20 protein-coding genes are annotated in these 21,795 nt (G+C 59.9%); 5 read left to right on the top strand and 15 right to left on the bottom strand.

All coding sequences use genetic code 11. The features are described 5' to 3' along the window. Positions 1-45 precede the first annotated feature (45 nt). Positions 46-570, top strand: a complete 525-nt coding sequence (locus tag JMN37_RS00515) for an META domain-containing protein (protein ID WP_070362267.1) — start codon at positions 46-48, stop codon at positions 568-570. 15 nt (positions 571-585) lie between these two features. Here the strand turns inward: JMN37_RS00515 and smc are convergent, their stop codons facing one another. The 7 genes from smc to JMN37_RS00480 all read right to left on the bottom strand — a co-directional run bounded on the left by smc (position 586) and on the right by JMN37_RS00480 (position 8,866). Continuing rightward, positions 586-4,050 carry a chromosome segregation protein SMC gene (gene smc / locus JMN37_RS00510; RefSeq protein WP_252930784.1) on the bottom strand — a complete coding sequence of 1,155 codons (3,465 nt, stop codon included), beginning with the start codon at positions 4,048-4,050 and terminating at the stop codon, positions 586-588. 10 nt (positions 4,051-4,060) lie between these two features. Next, a complete protein-coding gene (locus JMN37_RS00505; protein ID WP_071572497.1) occupies positions 4,061-4,345 on the bottom strand; it encodes an acylphosphatase in 285 nt (94 codons plus the stop codon). A gap of 3 nt (positions 4,346-4,348) precedes the next feature. After that, on the bottom strand, positions 4,349-5,884 hold the full coding sequence (locus JMN37_RS00500) for an alanine/glycine:cation symporter family protein (RefSeq protein ID WP_252930783.1): 1,536 nt from the start codon (positions 5,882-5,884) through the stop codon (positions 4,349-4,351). Between the two features lie 28 nt (positions 5,885-5,912). Beyond that, complete coding sequence (mutM, locus tag JMN37_RS00495) at positions 5,913-6,749, bottom strand: bifunctional DNA-formamidopyrimidine glycosylase/DNA-(apurinic or apyrimidinic site) lyase (protein WP_252930782.1); 837 nt, start codon at positions 6,747-6,749, stop codon at positions 5,913-5,915. A gap of 3 nt (positions 6,750-6,752) precedes the next feature. Beyond that, positions 6,753-7,538, bottom strand: a complete 786-nt coding sequence (gene rnc / locus JMN37_RS00490; protein WP_252930781.1) for a ribonuclease III — start codon at positions 7,536-7,538, stop codon at positions 6,753-6,755. Continuing rightward, positions 7,535-8,071 (bottom strand): YceD family protein, encoded by a 537-nt coding sequence (locus JMN37_RS00485; protein WP_070362261.1) that lies wholly within the window; start codon positions 8,069-8,071, stop codon positions 7,535-7,537. The genes rnc and JMN37_RS00485 overlap by 4 nt, the downstream gene beginning before the upstream one ends. A 63-nt stretch (positions 8,072-8,134) precedes the next feature. Further along, positions 8,135-8,866 carry a DivIVA domain-containing protein gene (locus JMN37_RS00480; protein ID WP_070363481.1) on the bottom strand — a complete coding sequence of 244 codons (732 nt, stop codon included), beginning with the start codon at positions 8,864-8,866 and terminating at the stop codon, positions 8,135-8,137. Positions 8,867-8,940: 74 nt separating this feature from the next. Here JMN37_RS00480 and JMN37_RS00475 point away from each other — a divergent pair, with 74 nt between their 5' ends. Further along, positions 8,941-10,065: a glycerate kinase family protein gene (locus tag JMN37_RS00475; protein WP_252930780.1), complete on the top strand. Its 1,125-nt coding sequence runs from the start codon at positions 8,941-8,943 to the stop codon at positions 10,063-10,065. On the opposite strand, the gene JMN37_RS00470 is transcribed toward JMN37_RS00475, so the two are convergent. Beyond that, complete coding sequence (locus tag JMN37_RS00470) at positions 10,035-10,433, bottom strand: hypothetical protein (RefSeq protein ID WP_252930779.1); 399 nt, start codon at positions 10,431-10,433, stop codon at positions 10,035-10,037. The genes JMN37_RS00475 and JMN37_RS00470 overlap by 31 nt on opposite strands. A gap of 39 nt (positions 10,434-10,472) precedes the next feature. On the opposite strand from JMN37_RS00470, the gene JMN37_RS00465 reads away from it, so the two are divergent. The 3 genes from JMN37_RS00465 (at position 10,473) to JMN37_RS00455 (ending at position 15,611) form a co-directional block, all read left to right on the top strand. Then, positions 10,473-11,795, top strand: coding sequence for a DUF4921 family protein (locus JMN37_RS00465; protein WP_252930778.1), 1,323 nt, complete (start codon positions 10,473-10,475; stop codon positions 11,793-11,795). A gap of 97 nt (positions 11,796-11,892) precedes the next feature. Beyond that, a complete protein-coding gene (locus JMN37_RS00460) occupies positions 11,893-13,149 on the top strand; it encodes an amidohydrolase (RefSeq protein WP_252930777.1) in 1,257 nt (418 codons plus the stop codon). Positions 13,150-13,214: 65 nt separating this feature from the next. Next, the gene (locus tag JMN37_RS00455) at positions 13,215-15,611 is read left to right on the top strand and encodes a glycogen/starch/alpha-glucan phosphorylase (protein ID WP_252930776.1); all 2,397 of its coding nucleotides are present in this window, start codon (positions 13,215-13,217) and stop codon (positions 15,609-15,611) included. Positions 15,612-15,750: 139 nt separating this feature from the next. Here JMN37_RS00455 and pyk read toward each other — a convergent pair whose 3' ends face one another. The 7 genes from pyk to JMN37_RS00420 form a co-directional block, all read right to left on the bottom strand. Then, the gene (pyk, locus tag JMN37_RS00450; protein WP_070478976.1) at positions 15,751-17,196 is read right to left on the bottom strand and encodes a pyruvate kinase; all 1,446 of its coding nucleotides are present in this window, start codon (positions 17,194-17,196) and stop codon (positions 15,751-15,753) included. Between the two features lie 110 nt (positions 17,197-17,306). Next, positions 17,307-18,197: a prolipoprotein diacylglyceryl transferase gene (gene lgt, locus JMN37_RS00445; RefSeq protein WP_071572491.1), complete on the bottom strand. Its 891-nt coding sequence runs from the start codon at positions 18,195-18,197 to the stop codon at positions 17,307-17,309. A gap of 18 nt (positions 18,198-18,215) precedes the next feature. Continuing rightward, positions 18,216-19,010: a hypothetical protein gene (locus JMN37_RS00440; RefSeq protein ID WP_070362256.1), complete on the bottom strand. Its 795-nt coding sequence runs from the start codon at positions 19,008-19,010 to the stop codon at positions 18,216-18,218. A gap of 103 nt (positions 19,011-19,113) precedes the next feature. Further along, entirely contained in the window at positions 19,114-19,758 is a 645-nt protein-coding gene (locus JMN37_RS00435) for a TIGR02234 family membrane protein (protein ID WP_070362255.1), read from the bottom strand. Further along, positions 19,759-20,127 (bottom strand): phosphoribosyl-AMP cyclohydrolase, encoded by a 369-nt coding sequence (hisI, locus tag JMN37_RS00430; RefSeq protein WP_070362254.1) that lies wholly within the window; start codon positions 20,125-20,127, stop codon positions 19,759-19,761. Beyond that, positions 20,127-20,900 (bottom strand): imidazole glycerol phosphate synthase subunit HisF, encoded by a 774-nt coding sequence (gene hisF / locus JMN37_RS00425; RefSeq protein ID WP_252930775.1) that lies wholly within the window; start codon positions 20,898-20,900, stop codon positions 20,127-20,129. The genes hisI and hisF overlap by 1 nt, the downstream gene beginning before the upstream one ends. Before the next feature lie 70 nt (positions 20,901-20,970). After that, positions 20,971-21,795, bottom strand: coding sequence for an inositol monophosphatase family protein (locus JMN37_RS00420; protein WP_071572489.1), 825 nt, complete (start codon positions 21,793-21,795; stop codon positions 20,971-20,973).

Raw genomic sequence — 21,795 nt, 5'->3', positions numbered from 1 at the left:
TGTGGAATACCCCATTTATGCCAACAACGTGGTTGAATAAGGTTTATGAATACTCCCCCATTTTTGAAGAATCTGCCACAAGACGTTGCCCAATGGATCCTGCCAGTCCTCACAACGCTGATTTCGCTGGCCGTCGGACTTGGCATCATTGCCTCAAGTGGCCAGCTTGGCAGCTCAAAGGTAGACGTGCCGAGCGTTGGCACCGACGCGCCGAAGGAGGCAGTGCCAGCGACTGGTGAGGCGCTCACCACCGCACTGAACACCACCTGGGCACCGCTGCCGTTGTATGACGGCGCTACTGTCCAATTTGTCAAGGAAGATAAGGGCTACGTGCTTGTAGGCGGTCCATGCAACGGCTACGGCGTCGGCTTCACCATTGACGAAGCAACTGGTGCGGTCTCCACGTTCAAGACGCCGACGACGAGGAAGGCATGCCCGTCTGAGGACACCATCTGGGAAAACACCACCAGCGACTTGCTGAAGCAGACCACGAGCCTGAAGGTGCTCGGCCAGGATAAACTCTTCGCAGTTGGTCCTGAGGGAACACTGGAGCTTGTTGTAAAGAACTAAGCCCCGCACCCCTATTTATGCGTCCGGATCGGAGTCAGGAGCTGACCCCGCCGGGCGCATTCTTTGTGAGAGCACCCTCGTTACACCATCACCGCGCATGGTGACACCGTAGAGCACGTTCGCCACATTCATGGTCGGCTTCTGGTGCGTGATCACAATGAGCTGCGAGTCCTGCCGCAGCTCCTCAAGCAGCGCGATCAATCGGCGCAGATTCACGTCATCGAGCGCTGCCTCCACCTCGTCCAGCACGTAGAACGGGCTCGGGCGCGCTCGGAAAACCGCCACCAGAAACGCCAGAGCAGTCAGCGACTTCTCCCCACCTGAAAGCAGTGACAGCCGCTTGACGCGCTTGCCCGGTGGACGCGCCTCAATCTCGATGCCGGTGAGCAGCATGTCATCTGGTTCCGTGAGTATCAGGCGGGCTTCCCCACCGGGAAACAGCGTATGGAACACACGTGGAAACTCCTCCTCCACGTCGTGCCATGCATCCGTGAAGAGCTGCAGGATGTGGGCGTCGACATCCTCGATGACGTCGAGCAAGTCCTTTCGAGCCTGAATCACATCGGCAAGCTGGGTAGAGAGGAACGTATAGCGTTCCTCAAGCGCCTTAAACTCTTCGAGAGCCAGCGGGTTCACCTTCCCCAAAGAGCGCAAGTCTTTTTCGGCCTGGCGCAGTCGCTGGGTCTCAGTGGACTCGTCAAAGTCTTCTCCCGGCGCGAAGTTCGCGAGCAAGTCATCGACCGAAATACCGAGCGACTCGACGATCTTCTGCTGAGCTTCCTCAAGACGCACCTTCGCCTGCGACCTTGCAATGTCTGCGGCGTGCACGCGGTCACTCAACCGATTCAGCTGCTGACGAGCAGCGCTGACCTGCGATCGCTCTTGTTGAATCCTGCCCTGCAGCGCAGCAAGCGTGCGCTGCAGCTCATCGCGCTGCGCGGTGGCTCGCTGTAATGCATCCTGGACTCGCGAGATCAGAACCTCCGTATGTTCCTTCACGGCTCCGGCGAGCAGGGCCTGGGACCGCCGACGTGCAACGGCTGCGTCATGACGCGCTTTTGCCTGGCGCTCGTTTTCCGCCTGGCGCCGCAACGCATCGCCCTTCCCCGCAATTGTCTGAGCGCGCTGTTGCGTCTCACGAGCAGCGAGAACCGCTTCCAGTTCGATCGCCTTCGCCTGCGTCAGTTGCTGGGATGCAGCATCACGGGCCTCGGGCGAAGGGCCTTCCGCAGCAGGAGTGTCGTCGATGCGAGAAAGACGCTCCTGGGTTTCCAGCAGTTGCTCACGGCGCTGAGCGAGCCGCTGCTCTGCCTCCTCAAGCTGCTGCGCGGCACGGACGCGCTCTTGCTCGGCCGTGTCCGATTGCGCAGCCAAGCGCTGATGCTCACGCTGCCACGAAGCAACCTCGGTGTCGTGCTCGCGCAGCGCTGCCTTCGCCGCCGCAACATTCACCCGCGCGTCCTCTGCTGCGAGCTGCGCTCCCTCAAACGTGCCCGAGAGCTCCGCCAACGCGTGCTCTGCGGTGCGTAGGTCTCGCTGTGCGGCTTCAACCTGCGCACTCACCTCGACCGTAGACGCGCTCGCGATGCCTACCGACATCCAGCCTTCGCCGAATAGTGCCCCCTCTCGCGTCACAGCACGCAGTCGTGGGTCTGCCTTCACGACGTCCACGCCCTCCTGCGGCGTCTCCACTACAACAACGTCTGCTAACAGGCGCGCCACGGGGCCCGCGACCGAAACGTCGACGTCGAGATGGTCGAGGAGCCAGTCATAGCACCCGTCGGTTTCAACACGCCACAGCGCGCCGCCGACTGCCTCAACGATGCTGGCACGATCTGCAGATTGCAGCTGCTCCACAACGTCCAAGTCGCGCTCGCCCACCAATGCCTCACTGAAGCCACCAAGCGCGGCAGCCAGCGCTCCTGACAGGTCAGCAGGAGCCTTCACCAGTGATGCAAGCGCGGGATAGCCTCCGAGCATCTCCTCCGCGGTACGTGTTGGCATTTGGTGCTGCAGCGTCTCTATCTTCGACTGCAGCGTAAACACCGCCCGCTCATGCTCGCGCTGCTGCGTCTGTAGCTCCTGAAAGCGCTGCTCGGCGGCAGTGAGCTCCGAGCTTGCTTGCTCGTACTCATGGACGAGTGGCCCTCGGCGGGCTTCAAGCTCAGCAATCTTCTCCGCTACCTCCTCGGCTTCGCCGCGGGCGCTGTGGGCCCGCTCGCTGCTGAGTGAAAGCTGCTCTTCAAGCCGGGTTGCCTCTTGCTCACCTCCGAGCACGGCCTGCTGGTGCGCCTCCTCTTGCGCCACCAGCCGCACAACGCCCTCACGGCGATCCGCTACCGCCTGAATCTGCGCCACGTGTTCGCGTTCAGCTTCATCGAACGCAGCCTGGTATTCGGCAACGTCTTCCCGAACAACCTCAAGTCGCTCCGCGGCTTCCTCGGCAGCCTCAATGGCCACCTCATATTCTTCGTCCGCTGCTGCTGCCCGAGCGAGCAGCTCCTCTGGGTCTTGCCCGTGGTACTCAGTCTGCGTGTTCAGGTTGTGCGCGCGTTCCTGTGCGATGCGCAACGTCGCGTTCGCCCGTTCCTCGAGAGATGACAGTGCAAACCAAGTTTCCTGTGACTCCTGGGCACGCGGCTGTACCTCCCGTTGTTCTTCCTCGAGCTGCGCGTACTGCTCCTCAGCGCTCTCGAGCGACGCGGTCACGGTCTCGACCTGTTCTTCGAGCAGCTTCGCACTCTCGTCACTTTGCGCATGCGCTGCCTGCAGCGTGACCATCTGGTGGCCGGCGAGGCGGAGCCGGGCGTCGCGAAGCGTGGCTTGCACAGTCGCGGCGCGCTTCGCGGCTTCGGCCTGGCGCTCCAGCGGCTTGAGCTGCTTGCCAAGCTCATCTGCCAGATCCTGCAACCTGTCGACGTTGCCTTGCATCGACTGCAGCTTGCGCTGTGCCTTCTCTTTACGACGTCGGTGCTTCAGCACACCCGCGGCTTCCTCAATGAACGCTCGGCGCTCCTCAGGGCGCGATTCCAAAATCTCAGACAGCTTGCCCTGCCCGACGATGATGTGCATCTCGCGGCCAATACCGGAGTCCGACAACAGCTCCTGAATGTCCATCAGCCGGGCTTTCGAGCCGTTAATTTCGTACTCGGAGGCTCCATCACGGAACATACGTCGCGTGATCGCAACCTCCGTGAAGTCCACTGGAAGGTGCTTATCGCTGTTGTCGAAGGTGAGTGTTACCTCTGCGCGCCCTAGTGGCTTGCGGTCCCCCGCTCCCGCGAAGATGACATCCTGCATCTTCCCACCGCGTAGATTCTTCGCACCCTGCTCCCCCATCACCCAGGCAAGCGCGTCGACGACGTTCGATTTACCTGAGCCGTTCGGTCCGACAACAGCGCAAATGCCGGGCTCGAACTTCATCGTCGTTGAAGAAGCGAAGGACTTGAAGCCCTTCAGCGTCAACGATTTCAAATGCATTGTGGTGAGTTTACCGTTCGTGGAAGCCTTCCGCCCCACGGGGCTCACCGTATTGCGCGACTACTATGTCCACGTGGCCCGGTCGTTGCGTTGAGGAGGGCTGTTCTTCCAGTAGTCGCTTCAGCGTATCGACGTCCCCTTCGTCGCCTTCCGCGACCACTTCAACGCGGCCGTCGACAAGATTTTTCGCATACCCCTGTAGGCCGAGCTCCAAGGCCCGGCAGCGGGTCCACCAGCGGAACCCGACGCCTTGAACGTGCCCGTGCACAAACGCGGTCATACGAATGGTGGCCATCGGCTACTTCAAACCGCCCTGCTCGTTGTCTTCACCTACGGCGCGGGCCTCGGAAGCCGTGATGCGGTCCTCCAGGCTGCGGCGCGTGACCGGGTCGGAGCCGTCCCAGAACTCTACGTTCTTGACCTCAGGCATCATGTCGCGGTGGAACACCGGGTCGATGCCCTGGACGCGCTGCTCGTTGTAGTTCTTGAGCAGCTTGATGGCGACACCCGCAAGCGGGACGATCGCGATGATGTTGATGATGGCCATGGTTCCCGCCATTGTGTCGCCAAGCGACCACACGAGCGGAATCGAACCGAATGCACCGAAAAACACGAAGACGATGACGCCGCAACGGAAAACGTTCAGCACCGTCTTGGAGTCCGAAAGGTACTCGATATTCGCCTGCGCAAGGTAGTAATTACCGATCACTGACGAGAAGGCGAGGAAGAAGAGAATGAACGTGATGAAGTGCGTGCCCCACGCACCCACCGTTGCAGCCAGTGCTGACTGTGTCAGCGATGCACCCTGTACGTCTTCCAGACCGTAGGTGATCTCTGGGCCCAGCAGCACGATGAACGCGGTGATGGAGCACACGACGAGAGTGTCAAAGTACACGCCGAGCGTCTGCACCAAGCCCTGCTTCACCGGGTGGGACACCGTAGCGGTAGCCGCCGCGTTCGGAGCGGAGCCCTGGCCTGCCTCGTTCGAGAACAGACCACGGCGCATGCCCCACACGAACGCCATACCCAGCGTCGCACCACCGACCTGCTTCAGGCCCAAGGCGTGGCCGACGATCAGCGCGATCATGCCTGGAACTTCCTGAATATTCAGGATGACTACCAAAAGGCCGACCAGGATGTAGGCAACAGCCATAAACGGAACGACGAGCTGCGTGACGTTCGCGATACGGGTCACGCCGCCAAAAATGATTGCAGACGTCAGCGCTGCGATGACGACCGCGACGATGAGCTTCATCGTCATCGAATCGGAGCCAACGGAACCACCGACGGCCTCAACGATGGAGTTCGTCTGGATCGCGTTGTACACAAACCCATAGGTGAACGAGAGCGCGACAGCGAAAATCACTGCGAGCGGGCGCCAGCCGAGTCCGCGCGTCATGTAGTAGGCGGGGCCACCGTGGTAGTTGCCGTTTTCGTCCTTCGTCTTCCACAGCTGTGCCAGCGTGGACTCGACGAACGCGGTAGCGCCACCCACAATGGCGATCATCCACATCCAGAACACTGCACCAGGCCCTCCGACCGAGATCGCGAGAGCGACGCCAGCGATGTTGCCGGTGCCCACGCGGGAAGCGGCGGAAATGGTAAACGCCTTAAACGCAGAAATACCGCCGTACTCTTCATCCAAATCGCGTCCGTCACGGTCTTTGCCCTTCGGGGTTTCGGTAACCGCCTTGAACATTTCCGGAAGTAGTCGAACCTGTACGAACAAGGTACGCAGCCCGAAATAGACACCCGCAGCAAGCAGGAGCCACGGGACAATGTCCCAGATGATGCCGTTGAGAGTTCCGTCAATGAACTCGGTTGCTTTTTCCATGCGGAGAATCCTAGTCGCAATGACAGGATTATTCGCGATTTTGCTCAGGAACCTGGCATGTTGGGCAGTAATAACTCGACCGCTGGTTCACGACAGTCTTCGCTATTGCTTCCCCGCAACGAGCGCATGGCTGCCCTGCGCGTCCGTACGCGTTGAGAGAGCGAGCAAAACACCCTGCCGCACCGTTGACGTTTACATATAGGGAGTCGAAGCTCGTCCCGCCTTGTGCAAGAGCTCGCTCCATGACAGCACGCGATGCGTTGAGGAGTTCAACCGCAGTTTCCTGGCTGAGCGTATCTGCCCGCTGCCACGGCGCGACGCGTGCCGCCCACATTGCCTCGTCAGCGTAGATGGATCCAATACCGCTGACTACGGCCTGATTCAGCAACACCGTTTTGACCGCAGATCGCTTGTGCCGCATCAACTCTGCAGTTGTATCAACGTCGAAGCCTTCCTCGAACGGGTCCATCGCAATGTGGCTTGCACGTTCTGGGATGCCATCGACAAGCTCGCAGTACTGCCACGAGCCGAACGTGCGCTGATCCACGAAGACCAGTTCCACGTCGCCCATCCTGGCGCGAATCCGCGCGTGTGGACTGTCCACGCTGCCCGGCGCGCCGACGAGCATCTGGCCGCTCATTCTAAGGTGCACCAGGAGGCAGGCTCCGTCGGACAGCGTCAGCCAGAGGTACTTGCCACGGCGTCCGGTGCCCGTGACGCGGAGCCCGGGGAGAGTTGTTGCCAAATCGACGGTGTTCTCCCTGACCGCCCTGGGGTGCGCGACCTCGATACTGTCGAATGTCCTGCCAACAATGTGCTCGTTCAGACCACGACGCACGACCTCAACTTCCGGCAGTTCGGGCATCAGCTACGCCTTGTCGTGGGTCTGCTGCTCAAGAACGAGCGCTTCCGGGTGCTTCTGAATGAACGCCACTGCTTCCCTGGCTGCTTCTTGCTCGGCGAGCTTTTTGTTGTGCGCCACTCCACGTCCGCGGCTTTCACCAAGAATGATCGCGTACGACGTAAATTCGAGGTCGTGCTCGGGGCCTTCAGACGTCGTTTCGTACTCAACCATTGGGATGCCACGTTCCGCGAGGCGTTCCTGCAGCACAGTCTTCCAGTCTTGTCTGTGGCCGTGTGCCGTCGCGTTGTGGAGCTTCTCGTGGAAGAGCTTAAGAATTACGTCGCGGGCTGCTTCAAATCCGTGCTGCCGATAGATCGCGCCAAAGAGCGCCTCCGTCGTATCGGCGAGGATGGACTCTTTGTCCCTGCCGCCGGTATGCAACTCGCCTTTTCCAAGCAGCACGTACTTACCAAGCTCGATGCCACGGGCGACATCCGCCAACCCGTAGCGTGACACAATTGAGGCCCGCATCGGGGAAAGCACCGACTCGGAGCTCGAAGGGTAGATCTCGAAGAGCTTCGTGGCTACGGTCAGACCGAGCACTGCGTCTCCGAGAAACTCAAGCCGCTCGTTATTTGGCAGGTAGTCGTGCTCGTTGGCAAAGGAGCGATGTGTCAAGGCGAGTCGCAACAGTTCGTCGTCCAGCTCCACACCCAGCCACTCGAGCAGAGGCGCATGGTCTACTTCGGAGAACGCGCTGTTCCACGCTTCTTCGCCGCTGACGCGATTCTTCTTTGAGCGCCGGCTCATAGGAACTTCTCCAATCCAGCCCAGCGCGGATCCACCGCGTCGGTTGCTTCGCCGCTGATGCCGTCTGGTGCCGGAACGTCGCTGTCTTCGGGGCATGCAGGCTGGCAGGTCGGGTTAAACGGCAGTGTGAGGCCAGCTTCGTCGACGAAGGCCTGCTCGAGATCAACCGTTTCTTCCACGATGCGCATGATCTCATCCCCGGATCCTGCGTCTTCCTCTACTTCTTCATCACCCTGGATGAAGTCGTCGCCGTTAGAAAACACCTGGGAGACACGCAGCGTTTCCGTCGGCTGCAGGGTGCGCAGGCAGCGTACGCACTGCCCTTCCAGTACCGCGGTCACGGTGGCGTCGACCATCACGCCAGAACCGAGCGGGGTCACGGTAGCGTCGACGGCCACCTCCTGGCCTTCCGGAATTGCGATCATCTCCGGCCCGATGCGGGAAGGAGCTGGGCCCACGTTGTGGACAACTACCGGCATGCCGTCGCCGTGCAGAGCGTCAGCTACTTGAATAATGAAAGGATTTTTAGCCATAGCAACCCAAACTCTACATCGGTTTTCTTCCGGAAGTGCTACCTGGTTTTCTCTTGTGCGTTCCTAATGCTCGCCGTAGTCGTAACGCTCCGCGCGTTGGCTGCCGCCTGAGACGCCGGCGCCACGCCGGAGCGCAGAACGGTCCTTAGATACTGTGCGAAGCACTGCGGAAAGTGACTCCTCAAACTCCGCAAGCTTGGAATCCACAAACTCGTCGCACTCCCCGCGCAGACGCGAGGACTCCGCGTGTGCCTGCTCGACCAGGCGGTGCGCCTCCTCGTCTGCGCGACGCATGACCTCTGCCTCGGAAACAAGGTGTTCCTGCTGCGCCAAGCCCTCATCAATTGAGCGCTGGTATTCTTTCTGACCGTTTTCAACCAGGCGCTGAGCTTCTTCCTGTGCTCGCGCCACGGTGGCTTCCGCGTCTTCGCGTGCGCGGCTGACCATATCGCGGGAGTCCTCTTCAGCGTTGGTCACCAGCATGGTCGCGTGGGACTGGGCGTCGTCAATCATTTCTTGAGACTGCTCGTTTGCCTCATCCATAATGTGCTTCGCGTCTGCATTGGCTTGAGCCACCAAATCGTCCGCGCGTTCCTGTGCACCATGCAAGATAGCGTCCTGCCGGTCGAGGACATCTTGAGCGTCGTCCATCTCATTCGGGATTGCGTCACGAATATCGTCTAACAGCGCAAGCACTTCGTTGCGCGGCACGAGGCAAGAGCTTGATATTGGCACGCCGTAGGCCTGCTCGACGATTTGGACGAGTTCATCAAGTGCTTCAAAAACGCGATACATGTCGGTCATCGTACCCGAGAACCACTGCGCTGAGTGTGCAACACAACGGAAGGTATGCACTACACTTTGCCCTCATGGATGAAGCATTGCGTACCCCAACCACAGTCACCATCGCCCCAGACGCATTCAAAGGCACGGCGTCGGCTGAGCAGGCCGCAACGTGGATCGGAGAAGGCGTCCGCGAGATATTAAAGGACGCAACCATCAAACTCGCCCCAATGGCCGACGGCGGCGAAGGCACCTCCGAACTGTTCAAGGGCGAGCGCATCACCCTGCCCACCACGGACGCCGCGGGGCGCCTCACGGAGGCTACCTACACCTATGATGCCGCTTCAACCACAGCGTTTATCGACGTCGCTGCCGCCTCTGGGCTACCCGCCGTCGCAGATTCACCAGTTCCGTTGACCGGCGATACCTACGGCACCGGAGTGCTCATCGCCGACGCACAAACCCGTGGCGCAACACGGATCGTGCTCGGCTTGGGCGGCTCGGCAACCACCGATGGCGGCACCGGCATTCTCGTAGCCCTTGGCGCGAACCCCGTCGACGCTGAGGGCTATCAACTCAAGCCTGGCGGCGGCGACCTCGAGCGCCTCGCGAACCTCGATACCGCAAAGGTCAACATTCCCGCAGGCGCGCTCGACTGGGTACTACTCACCGATGTGGATTCGCCCGCCACGGGACCGGAAGGCTCCGCCGCTGTATTTGGACCTCAGAAGGGCGCTTCCGAAGAAGACGTGGCCAAGCTCGACCGCGGGCTGGCCAGGCTGTGCGAAGTAGCAGGTCTCGACCCCACTACCCCGGCCTTCGGGGCTGCGGGCGGAATCGCGATCGGCATCACCTGGTTATCAACGCTCCTGCACGGCGATGCCAGCCACGTCTCCATCTCCCCCGGTGCGCCCGTCATCGCGAACGCCAGCGGGCTCGCAGATCTTATCGCACAGTCCGGACTCGTCATCACCGGCGAGGGACGCTATGACGCCCAAACCGCCGCTGGCAAGGTTGCCAGCACGGTAAGCGACCTTGCCGCTGATGCAGGTGCTGTCTGCGTAATTGTGGCGGGTAGCTTCGACGCCGAACCCGCTGGTGAAGCAATCGCAGTCCCCCTTGAAAACATCGCTGACACCAGTGAGCAACTCCGCCGCGCAGGCCGCGAGGCGGCGATTCGCTACCTGAACACCTCGACGGTCCAGGGGTAAAGCGCAGGCGTCTCAAACTGGTCTTGCTGCTCCAACGCGACGGGGTCTGATGGATGCTGCGCTCGCGGGGTCAGAATCCGCGACAGGCCCATCGCCAGGCTGTTCAGGCTCCTCGCGCCTTCAACCTCGATGTCGTAGCGCTGGAGGGCGGCACCCTCTTCTTCAGCCGAGACCTGCCTGTCCTGCACGTATGTTGCTTCCAGTTCCTCGGTGACCTCGCTAGGCAACGCTACATGCGGGGTGTACACAACATTTCCGGCAGTGAGTTTTTCGCGCCGCACCAAAATATCGATTGCGCGCTGGTATGCCTCCGCCAACTTTTCTGCCGACGCATCGGGGGCCAGCACATGGAACTGAATGATCGCCATGACGAACAGGCTAATACACCGGGGAGTAACGTAGCAGGTATGACTTTTCCAGTGCACTCGTATCGTGACGCCCTGACGACCATGGCTGACGGCACGATCAAGCAAGTCAACCCATTTTCCGGCACCGAGGTTTGGACGGTCCCAGGCAGAGGAAACCGGCCCCTTTCCCACCCCTCAGGAACCCCGCACCCGCTCAGCGCTTCCGACTTTCACGAGCACTGCAACTTCTGTGACGCCCACCAGCTTCGCACCCCACCAGAGAAGTCACGCATGGTTCGCACCCGGGATGGTTGGGAGATCGTCCGCAACGCGATGCCCGAAGAGCTCGACGCCACCACCGCCGAGTTCCGCCGCGTACCGAACCTCTTCGAGATAGTCTCCTACGACTACTGGGCAAAGAACTACGGCTACAGCATGCCCCAGTCCCAGCAGGAACACATGGACCGCTACCTCGCGGACCCCGCCGGCAAGGCCCACGTCCTCGACATCGTTCGCACCCGCCTCAAGGCCTCCGGAGAGAATCCCGACCGCGACGAGGCGTCACTCTTGGAGATCGCGCCCGCGTATTTCGGCGGCGGTCACGACGTCATTATTGCTCGACGCCACTTCGTCGACGGCGCCACCGACGACACACAGCTAGCAAGCTCCGGAACACTCACCGAAGACGAGCACGGGGCTTTCTTCAAGTTCACAGTTGATTCCCTCCACGACCTCGTCGTAAAGAATCCCTACTCCCCGTACGTCGTAGTCTTCCAAAACTGGCTTGCGCCTGCTGGCGCCTCCTTCGACCACCTGCACAAGCAGCTCGTCACCGTCGACGCGCGTGGCGTGCAGGCCGAGATGGAGATTGCAAAGCTGCGCCAGAACATCAACATGTACAACGAATGGGGAGTGAACTACGCGTTCTACCACAACCTGGTGATCGCGGAGAACGACTTCGCAATCGCCATCGCAGGCATCGGGCACCGCTACCCCACTGTCGCCATCTATTCCAAGTCCGCAACCTGCGCACCTTGGGAGCAGTCGGAGCAGGAAGTGCGCGGTCTGTCGGACCTCGTGCACGCGATCCACGCAGCGATGGGACCTGAGGTCGCGTGCAACGAGGAGTGGCACTACCGGCCTGTGGATCTGGACCTTCCGATGCCATGGAGGGTGAACATTAAGTGGCGTATTTCTACACTCGCGGGGTTCGAAGGCGGCACTAAAATTTACGTCAATACGCTTTCCCCGTTTGATGTTCGTGACAAAATGGTGGACAAACTCTACCGACTCCGCGATGCCGGGAATGTGACAAAGTCGCTGCGTATTGCCACAGAATGTGCCCCGTCACGCAACTCTCTCCTCTACAACCCAGTCCTTTAGACCAAAGTTGTTTATACCTTCCTCCCAAAAGACTGGTATTACTTAATGTGATGGTAGTTAAGCAAGCACGTGCGGAGTGACGCACAGAGGGACGTACATGATCAACATCAACGATATCCTCAACAGTTACGTCGTTGACGAATCGTGGCAGCGTGCATTCTACGAATTCATGCACACCACGCCCGAGCTATCGATGCAAGAAGAGGAGACGCACCAACGGCTCCTCGCCGAACTTACCCAGTTCGACTGCGAAGTAATTGCACCGATTGGGGGCTACGGAATCTGTGCGGTCTTCCGCAACGGTGACGGGCCAACTGTACTGTTCCGTGCCGACTTCGATGGGCTCCCAGTTACGGAATCTACCGAAGTTCCATACGCTTCAAAGAAAAAGGTGCGTCTTGAGGACGGCACGAGCGTCGGCACTATGCATGCTTGTGGCCATGACATGCACACCACGGCACTTCTCAGTATGTGCAGTTTTATGGACGACACCCGCCACGCCTGGCGTGGGACGTTCATTGCGCTGTTTCAGCCAGGAGAAGAGCTGGGGGTAGGGGCAGAAGCGATGGTCAATGACGGACTTCTGGAACGCATCCCGCGTCCTGACGTCTGCTTTGGCCAGCATGTAATGCCCGGACCTGCGGGAACCGTGATGTCAAAAGCGGGTCCCCAGTTCGCGGCATGTGACTCCATCAGGATTACGATCCCGGGGCGAAGTGCGCACGGCTCTATGCCACACAACGCCATAGACCCAACGTTTACGGCAGCGATGATCATTGCCCGCCTGCAAGGTCTCGTGGGCCGGGAAGTCGATCCTTCTGACTTCGCAGTCGTCACCGTTGCCAGTTTGCACGCTGGAACGACGAACAACATTATCCCCGACTCCGCGGAAGTCGTACTCAACTGTCGCTTTTATCAAAACAAGACAAAAGAGCAGATGTACGCCTCCATCGAGCGGGTTGTTCGCGCAGAGGTGCAAGCATCGGGTGCCACCGAAGCGCCTACGTTCGAGTACTTCGCTCACGGAGAACTTATGAGCAATGACGCCGAGGTGTACGCAAAGGTCCGCCAGTCTTTCGACGAGGTTTTCAAGCATGAGTCTGCTGAAGCCGACCGAAAGACAGTGTCTGAGGACTTCCCAGTCATCCCCCTGGCGTTTGACGTGCCGTACTTCTACTGGCTTATCGGGTGCACCCCAAAGGCACAGTGGGATGAAGCCGTCGCGGCAAATAGAGTCGCGGAAGACATTCCAGTCAACCACATGCCGACCTTCTTGCCGGACTACGCACCCACGGTGAAAGCAGCTACCAATGCCGGACTCACGGCAGTTCTGACGTATCTTGCTCAGCCATAGCGCAACGCCGTTCCGGCTGAGCACGACGCATTCCAATTCGACACATCAAGAGATCTGAGGTTTTTATGAAGAACACTGTAGGAACATCGGTACCGGCACTGCAGGACACTGTCGCCGGCCATGTTCGTGGTTTCTCTGGACGCAGCCCGCAGGCATCCACCAATAACAAGTTTTGGACTGGCCTCTCGGCCGCCGTTGTGGAGCAGATTGCCGACAAGTGGGATGCAACCCAAAAGGCCTACTCGGCTACTCGTCAGCAGGCGTACTTCTCCGCAGAGTTCCTGCAAGGCCGTGCACTGCTGAACAACCTCACGAACCTGGGCATGGTGGAAGAGGCTGAGGCTGCAGCAGCAGAGCTCGGCCACAACCTGACCGATGTCCTCGAGGCAGAGCACGACGCCGCGCTGGGCAACGGTGGCCTTGGCCGCCTCGCGGCGTGCTTCCTGGACTCCGCAGTGACGCAGGACTACCCGGTCACCGGCTACGGTCTGCTCTACCGCTACGGCCTGTTCCGCCAGGAGTTCGTCGATGGCTTCCAGAAGGAGCACCCAGATTCCTGGAAGGAATCGTTCTACCCGTTTGTTGTTGAGCGCACCTCCCAGCAGCGCATCGTGAAGTTCGACGACATGACGGTTCGAGCAGTACCGTTCGACATGCCGATTACCGGCTACGGCACCGATAACGTTGGTACCCTTCGTCTGTGGGACGCATCCCCAATCCACGAGTTCGACTACGATGCGTTCAACTCGCAGCGTTTCTCCGACGCCATCCTGGAGCGCGAGGCTGTCCACGACATCTCCCGCGTGCTCTACCCGAACGACACCACGTACGCTGGCAAGGTGCTCCGCGTCCGCCAGCAGTACTTCTTCGTCTCTGCTTCGCTGCAGGAGATGATCGACAACTACATCGAGCACCACGGCGAGGATCTGAGCAAGTTCCACGAGTACAACTCAGTGCAGCTCAACGACACCCACCCGGTGCTGGCGGTTCCGGAACTCATGCGCCTGCTCATGGATGAGCACGGTCTGGGCTGGGATGAGGCGTGGAACGTCACCACCCAGACCTTCGCGTACACGAACCACACCGTGCTCCAGGAGGCTCTGGAGACTTGGGACGAGTCCATCTTCAAGCAGCTGTTCTGGCGTATCTGGGAAATTGTCCTGGAGATTGACCGCCGCTACCGCCTCGACATGGAGTCCCGTGGCATTGGCCCGGAGGACGCACACCACTACTCCCCAGTCCACGACGGCAAGGTGCACATGGCGTGGATCGCCTGCTACGCTTCGTACTCCGTGAACGGCGTGGCTGCGCTGCACACCGAGATCCTGAAGCGCGACACACTCAACTACTGGTACTCCATGTATCCAGAGCGCTTCAACAACAAGACCAACGGTGTCACCCCACGTCGCTGGCTGCGTATGTGCAACCCGCGTCTCGCATCCCTGCTCGACCGCCTGTCTGGTTCTGATGAGTGGACCACGGACCTGTCCAAGCTGAAGGAGCTGCGCAAGTACGCTGATGATCCTGCAGTGCTCAAGGAACTGCGGGAGATCAAGGCTGCTAACAAGCAAGACTTCGCTCGTTGGATCGAGCAGCGTCAGGGTTCTGTCATCGACCCGGACTCCGTCTACGATACGCAGATCAAGCGTCTGCACGAGTACAAGCGTCAGCTGATGAACGCGCTGTACATCATCGACTTGTACTTCCGTATCAAGGAAGACGGCGAGACCGACGTACCGAAGCGCACCTTTATCTTCGGCGCGAAGGCTGCACCTGGTTACACGATGGCAAAGGGGATCATCAAGCTCATCAACGCCATCGGCGAGCTGGTGAACAACGACCCAGTCGTTTCGAAGTACCTGCATGTGGTCTTCGTGGAGAACTACAACGTCTCCCCTGCTGAGCACATCATCCCGGCAACGGATGTTTCCGAGCAGATCTCGACGGCCGGCAAGGAGGCGTCGGGCACCTCGAACATGAAGTTCATGATGAACGGTGCGCTGACCTTGGGCACGATGGACGGCGCAAACGTGGAAATCGTTGACGCTGTCGGTGAAGAGAACGCCTACATCTTCGGCGCTCTCGAGGAGGATCTGCCTGAGCTGCAGCGCTCCTATGACCCGAAGGCTACCGCCGAGCAGACCCCAGGCCTGCACCGTGTGCTCAACGCACTGGTCGACGGCACCCTGGACGACTGCGGCACCGGCGCGTTCCACAACATCCGTGCTTCCCTGCTCGAGGGCTTCGGCTTCGACGAAGCTGACGTCTACTACGTGCTGGGTGACTTCGCGGACTACCGCGCAACCCGCGACCGCATGGCCAAGGAGTACTACGAGGACCCAGATGCATGGGCACGCAAGTGCTGGATCAACATCTGCGAATCCGGTCGCTTCTCCTCTGACCGCACGATCCGCGATTACGCGAACGAGGTCTGGAAGATCGAGCCGACGCCGATTAACTAGCCTGTAGCTCCTACTACAAAAGGCCTGCCGCTGTTGCTTCGCGGCAGGCCTTTTGCATGTCCCCTTGTATGTAGCGAGCTACAAGCCGAGATGAAAAACACCCCGGAGCAGCTGCCCGGGGTGTTCTCCGATTTGGAACTTAGTCTTGTTCCTCTTCCTTCTTCTTCGACCAGTAAGCCTCCTCGCCCAGCTGGTGGACGTGGACCGTGTTGGTCGAGCCTGCAACTCCTGGAGGGGTACCTGCAACCATCACCATGGTGTCATTCTCCTGGTACTCATCCATCGCCAGCAGGTACTTGTCAACGGTGGCGATCATGTCATCCGTGCTGTGCACCGGCGGGCACAGGAAGGTCTCCACGCCCCAGGTCAGTGCGAGCTGCGAGCGAACCTCCTGCTTCGGAGTAAACACGAGCAGCGGCAGGTCTGGGCGCAGGCGCGCGACGCGTCGAGCGGTGTCGCCAGTCGCGGTGAACGCCACGATTGCGCGTGCGTGCAGACGGTTTGCCACATCGTTCGCCGAGTAGGAGATCACACCACGGCGGGTACGCGGGATGTGGTTCAGAGGCGGCACCTTGTCCATAGCCTCAGCGGAGCGGACAATGCGGCTCATCGTGCGGACCACGTTGTGCGGGTCAACGCCAACGGAAGTCTCACCGGAGAGCATGACGGCGTCTGCACCATCGAGCACGGCGTTCGCAACGTCGGAAGCCTCTGCACGCGTCGGACGCGAGTTATCAATCATCGAATCCAGCATCTGCGTAGCGACGATGACCGGCTTCGCGTTTTCACGAGCGATCTGGATGACGCGCTTCTGCACACCTGGAACAAGCTCAAGCGGAATCTCAACGCCGAGGTCGCCACGGGCAACCATCACGGCGTCGAATGCCAGGATGATTGACTCCAGGGCGTCGACTGCTTCTGGCTTCTCCAGCTTCGCGATGACTGGGACACGACGGCCAACTTCGTCCATGATCTCATGAACCAGGTCAACATCTGCCGGAGAACGCACGAAGGACAGCGCGACGACGTCGACACCCATCTTGAGTGCGAACCGCAGGTCCGCCTTGTCCTTCTCGGACAACGCCGGGACGGAGATGTCCATCCCCGGCAGGGAAACACCCTTGTTGTTGGAAACAGGGCCACCTTCGGTCACGCGGCAGACAACGTCGTTGCCGTCGACTTCGACACAGACCAGACCGACCTTGCCGTCGTCGACGAGCAGGCGGTCGCCCGGCTTCGCGTCCTTGGCGAGGTTCTTGTAAGTCGTCGAGACTCGATCGTGCGTGCCTGGCACGTCATCGACTGTGATGCGGACCGTTTCGCCCGTCTCCCAGACGGTGGCGCCTTCTTCAAAGCGCCCAAGACGGATTTTCGGACCCTGAAGGTCGGCGAGGATGCCAACTGCGTGTCCCGTTTCATCGGTGGCTTCGCGGACCCAGCGGTAGTTCTGCTCGTGGTCCGGATAGTCGCCGTGGGAGAAGTTGAGGCGGGCGACATCCATGCCGTCGCGCACAAGTCCGAGGATTGCTTCTTTGCTGGCCACAGCAGGGCCAAGCGTACATACGATCTTTGTTCTTCTATCCACGAGATCCAACCTAGTAGCGATTCAACAATTACCGGTGGTTTCAAGGCCAGATAGTGTGTGAATTCTCCACTGCCGTATCGTGTGGCCTATCTTCCACTTCGGATACCACCCTACCCCGAATCACGATTCGTATCATCATTATCGTTGTGAACGAGTTCTTTCTCGGCTTCTCTCCCACGTGGCAATAGGAAGAAAATCCCAAGTGAAACAACAAAAAGCAGGCCTGAAACCCACGTGTTCACACGCAACCCCAAAATTAGTGTTGCGACGTCAGTACGCATCAACTCGATTGCAAATCGGCCCATCGTGTAGCCAGCAACGTATAGCCAAAATACCCTGCCGTGTCCGAGCCTGAAGTGCTTATCTGCCCAAAGCAGGAAAGCAAACACAAGCAGATTCCACACCAACTCGTAGAGGAACGTCGGGTGAACGCTCGCGATGACCTCACCGGTAGAACGCCCTGTCAGCGGAGCGAACGCCCCTTGCTCGTCAACGCGGTAGTAGATATCCAACGCCCACGGTACCGTCGTTTCAGCACCATAGAGTTCCTGATTGAACCAGTTCCCAAGGCGTCCCACGGCCTGGGCCAACACGATGCCTGGCGCCAGCGCATCGGCAACAGGCCCAACAGCAATCTTCTTCCACCGCAGCAGCAACCACACGCTCGCCGCGCCCAGTGCGACTGCGCCCCAGATGCCCAAACCACCCGCAGTAATGTTCAGCGCCTGCAGTGGATCTTTGCCGGGGCCGAAGTATTTATCATGATCCGTCAGCACGTGGTAGAGCCGACCGCCAATGATGCCCATGGGGATAGCGACAATTGCCGCGTCCCAAATCACGTCGGGATCACCACCACGCGCACGATAGCGTCGCGTGCCCACCCACATTGCAAGCAGAATGCCGGTGATGATGCACAGCGCGTACGCCCTCACCGGGAGCCAGCCAATGTGCCACACACCCTGTGGTGGCGAGGGAATGTTTGCCAGAATCGTAGTTTGCACGCCCCCTAGTGTGCCTGATTATCGGCGGGAAGCGCACGCGGGGTGTCGCCCGGCGGTAGCAAGTGAAGGAATAGCCGCTTCGGCATTCGCCAAAATGGCGTCTGCTCCTGCGGCAGCGACGTTAAACAGATCACGCGGAGTCAACACATCCGCCATCATCACCACGCGGATCTTGCTCGGAAGGCCTGCAACAAGCTCACCCAGTGCGAAGTGATCAGTCTCCCCCGATGGACGTTTCGGTGGCACAACAGCCAGCACGGATGCGCCCGCCCGAAGCGCACGTGCCGCCTCCTCAGCGTCTCCGACTTGTACGAAGGCCGACATGCCAAGCGTCTCCGCTCTATCTAGCAACGCCTCCAGTCGCGGCTGCTCAAGAATATCTGCACGAAGCACAAGCGCATCGGCTCCATAGCAGCGAGCCTCGTGCACTTGGTACGGATCAACAATCGTATCCAAGCTCACCACCGGTATATGCACTGCTGCCCTCGCTGCGTCCATCTCAATGTTCGCGACCTCACGGCCAAACAGCGCACCCGAACACGCGAGCAGCTGCGCCCCCTGCATCTCAAGCTCCACTGCGGCAAGTGCCGCTCGGTGAATCCGTTGCTGCGTAGTCCGGACGCCGTGCTGGTTGTACTGTACCTGGGCAATAATTGCGCATCCGTCTGAGTCAACGGCCGCGTATGCGTCGCGCGCAGATGCAGCCGCCCGCGAGCGATCCTTCACCTCTTGAAACGACACCAAGGACTCACGGCGTGCGACCTGCCGCTGCACTGCAGCGAAGAGATCGCTGTGTACATCCGTGGCACACATACTCGCCTCCCGCGTGACTCCGAGGTGAAAGCCTATTGTTGCAGTTGCCAGCGTAGCCCGCGCGTATTTAGTTCATGAAATTTCACGGGGGTATACCGAATATTTATCGGCGTGCCTCATCATCCGTAGGGTCAATTCCGGAGTCCAAGGCGTCCCACATCACGCGCCCAGAGTCCGGTCGAGCTTCGAGATCTTCACCTAGCTTTTCACGGCGCACAGCCTCTGTCTCATACTTGTTGAGCTTCGCGGAATCTACACCGGGCCGCATTACAACCGTGAGCGCTCCAATAAGCCCCAGGAGCGCCCCCAAGATGACCAGGTAAATGCCAGCGCTATGCTGCTGCACCTGTGTGATCTCCGCCCACGCGGCAATCGCCCCGTCACTGGCTGCTCCTCCCTGCTCCCCGCTTCCGGCACTCAGCAGTGTGTGCAAACGCTCCAAGTCAGGCTCGGCTAATAAGGTTCGCAAGCCCGATACGCCGGCGCCCACGGCGCCTAGTGCGGCCACCACACCTACTATTCGACGCCCAACTCGCCGCAGCGCGAATATCGCAATCATTGCAACGATCAGAATGAGCGCCACTGCCGCGATCTCCGTAGACCACATTGAACCATCGACGGTAGTGGTACTGGCTCCAGCGCGGTCGTCGAAAACTTCGACAGTAAACCAGTCCATCCTGGACCCCACCCACGCCAGCGCGCCACCGACGCCCACCAGCAGTGCGCCGACGCGGTTCGCCGTATTCACCTAGATATCCTCCAACAGCAGATCTGCATCGAAGCACGTACGGTCCCCCGTATGACAGGCACCATCCGTCTGGATCACCTTCACCAGCAAGGTGTCGCCGTCGCAGTCGAGGCGCACCTCGCGGACCTCTTGCACAGCGCCACTGGTGAGCCCTTTTACCCAGTATTCGTTACGGGAGCGAGAGAAGTACGTCCCTCGTCGCGTTTCCAGCGTGTACGCCAGCGCTCGCTCATCCATCCAAGCCATCATGAGGACCTCACCGGTGTCAGCAGCCTGCACCACGGCGGGAACCAGGCCGCGGTCGTTCTTCTTCAGCCGAGCAGCAATTGCAGGATCCAATACGGCATCTTCTGGTCGTAGTTCAGTCATCAGCGAACCTCAAAGCCCTCATTCCGAAGCGCATCCTTTACTTCCGCGATGCTCACTTCGCCGAAGTGGAAGATCGACGCCGCAAGTACGGCGTCTGCGCCCGCTTTTACTGCTGGCGGGAAGTCTGCAGCCTTGCCAGCGCCACCGGAAGCAATCACCGGGATGCTTACCGCTGCTCGAACCTTCTCCAACAGCTCGAGATCGAACCCTTCCTTGGTCCCATCTCCGTCCATCGAGTTCAGCAAGATTTCCCCCACACCCAGGTCTTGTCCAGTGCGAGCCCACTCCACCGCGTCGAGACCAGCTGAACGCGTACCACCGTGCGTGGTCACTTCAAACCCAGACGGCTGCGGAAGCCCACCATTCGGCACGCGACGCGCGTCGACAGACAAGACAATGCACTGCGCTCCAAACTTCTCGCTGAGCTCACGCAGTAGCTCTGGCCGGTGAATCGCCGCTGTATTCACACTGACTTTGTCCGCGCCAGCACGCAGCAACTCAGAGACGTCTTCGACGCTTCGAACGCCTCCGCCAACGGTCAGCGGGATAAATACCTGCTCTGCGGTCTTACGGACGACCTCAAGCATCGTTCCACGGCCCTCACGCGACGCAGTTAGGTCCAAAAACGTAAGCTCATCAGCGCCTTCCAGTCCATACCGCTGAGCAAGTTCTACGGGATCACCAGCGTCCCGCAGGTTTTCAAAATTTACGCCTTTTACCACCCGCCCGTCGTCCACGTCGAGGCAAGGAATCACACGGATTGCAACAGACAAGGTAATTACCCTCCATACATGTTTTGTGCCACGCTACTCCAGCCCGCAAATACGTTCCGGAAACTACATACTACCGCGAAGCACTCTGCCTATCAGGGCTTTCAAAGCACCGTTGGACCGTCGCGAGCGCAGTCGCATGGGCAGCATTCGTACCAATGACAGCCCCCATCGACGACATCTCCCATGGCTGCCCGTACACGTCAGTCACCGTCGCGCCCGCGCAGCGACCGAACAAGACACCGGCCGCGTTATCCCACACGTGCGGGGAGAAACTCACGCTGGCCTGGAACACACCCGACGCCACAAACGCCAAGTCCACGCCCACTGAGCCAGTCATGCGTGGTCGCAGTGAGGTGGCAGCCAATTCACCGACGAAGGCCAAGCGGCCTTCCGCTGGAAACGCAGCGCGATCATCCGAACCAACGGTTGCAACGCCTACCTGAGCGGCCGTCGTCGAAGGATCAACGCCCTGTGGGAGCGCAGGCAATGGGTCGCCGTCAAGCACAACGGGCTCACCCGAGATCGCATGCATGCGGTGCCCCAGCAAAGGCATGTCGGTCACCGCGACGACCGGTTGGCCGTCGATAAGGAGCGCTACCAAGATCGCGCACATCGGGTTGCCACACGAGTAGTTCGAGGTGCCGTCGACAGGATCGAGCACCCAGCACGCCTCAGCGTTGAGGTCCCCGCCGTGTTCCTCCCCGAACACGGGGATACCGGTCGCTTCCGTCAAGCGTTTCCTCAGCAACGTTTCAATGGCGAGATCCGCTTCCGTGGCAAAGTCACCTTCGCCCTTAAAGAGCGCTGGAGCTGCACCGATATGTGTTCGAAACAGCTCGGCGGCTTCATCGACCGCCTCTAACGCAATAGCTCGGTATGCCTGCAGATCCCGCAC

This window comes from Corynebacterium lipophilum, from assembly GCF_024102595.1.
In the GTDB taxonomy this organism is placed as follows: Bacteria; Actinomycetota; Actinomycetes; order Mycobacteriales; family Mycobacteriaceae; genus Corynebacterium; species Corynebacterium pseudogenitalium.
The sequence above is the reverse complement of the archived record's forward strand: the minus strand, read 5'-3'. Positions and strand labels throughout refer to the sequence as shown.

What these genes read in the sequence shown, in the direction of transcription:
- JMN37_RS00515 (WP_070362267.1), top strand. Translation starts at nt 46, where the DNA reads ATGAATACTCCCCCATTTTTGAAGAATCTGCCACAAGACGTTGCCCAA.
- smc (WP_252930784.1), bottom strand. Translation starts at nt 4,050, where the DNA reads ATGCATTTGAAATCGTTGACGCTGAAGGGCTTCAAGTCCTTCGCTTCT.
- JMN37_RS00505 (WP_071572497.1), bottom strand. Translation starts at nt 4,345, where the DNA reads ATGGCCACCATTCGTATGACCGCGTTTGTGCACGGGCACGTTCAAGGC.
- JMN37_RS00500 (WP_252930783.1), bottom strand. Translation starts at nt 5,884, where the DNA reads ATGGAAAAAGCAACCGAGTTCATTGACGGAACTCTCAACGGCATCATC.
- mutM (WP_252930782.1), bottom strand. Translation starts at nt 6,749, where the DNA reads ATGCCCGAACTGCCGGAAGTTGAGGTCGTGCGTCGTGGTCTGAACGAG.
- rnc (WP_252930781.1), bottom strand. Translation starts at nt 7,538, where the DNA reads ATGAGCCGGCGCTCAAAGAAGAATCGCGTCAGCGGCGAAGAAGCGTGG.
- JMN37_RS00485 (WP_070362261.1), bottom strand. Translation starts at nt 8,071, where the DNA reads ATGGCTAAAAATCCTTTCATTATTCAAGTAGCTGACGCTCTGCACGGC.
- JMN37_RS00480 (WP_070363481.1), bottom strand. Translation starts at nt 8,866, where the DNA reads ATGTATCGCGTTTTTGAAGCACTTGATGAACTCGTCCAAATCGTCGAG.
- JMN37_RS00475 (WP_252930780.1), top strand. Translation starts at nt 8,941, where the DNA reads ATGGATGAAGCATTGCGTACCCCAACCACAGTCACCATCGCCCCAGAC.
- JMN37_RS00470 (WP_252930779.1), bottom strand. Translation starts at nt 10,433, where the DNA reads ATGGCGATCATTCAGTTCCATGTGCTGGCCCCCGATGCGTCGGCAGAA.
- JMN37_RS00465 (WP_252930778.1), top strand. Translation starts at nt 10,473, where the DNA reads ATGACTTTTCCAGTGCACTCGTATCGTGACGCCCTGACGACCATGGCT.
- JMN37_RS00460 (WP_252930777.1), top strand. Translation starts at nt 11,893, where the DNA reads ATGATCAACATCAACGATATCCTCAACAGTTACGTCGTTGACGAATCG.
- JMN37_RS00455 (WP_252930776.1), top strand. Translation starts at nt 13,215, where the DNA reads ATGAAGAACACTGTAGGAACATCGGTACCGGCACTGCAGGACACTGTC.
- JMN37_RS00440 (WP_070362256.1), bottom strand. Translation starts at nt 19,010, where the DNA reads ATGTGTGCCACGGATGTACACAGCGATCTCTTCGCTGCAGTGCAGCGG.
- hisI (WP_070362254.1), bottom strand. Translation starts at nt 20,127, where the DNA reads ATGACTGAACTACGACCAGAAGATGCCGTATTGGATCCTGCAATTGCT.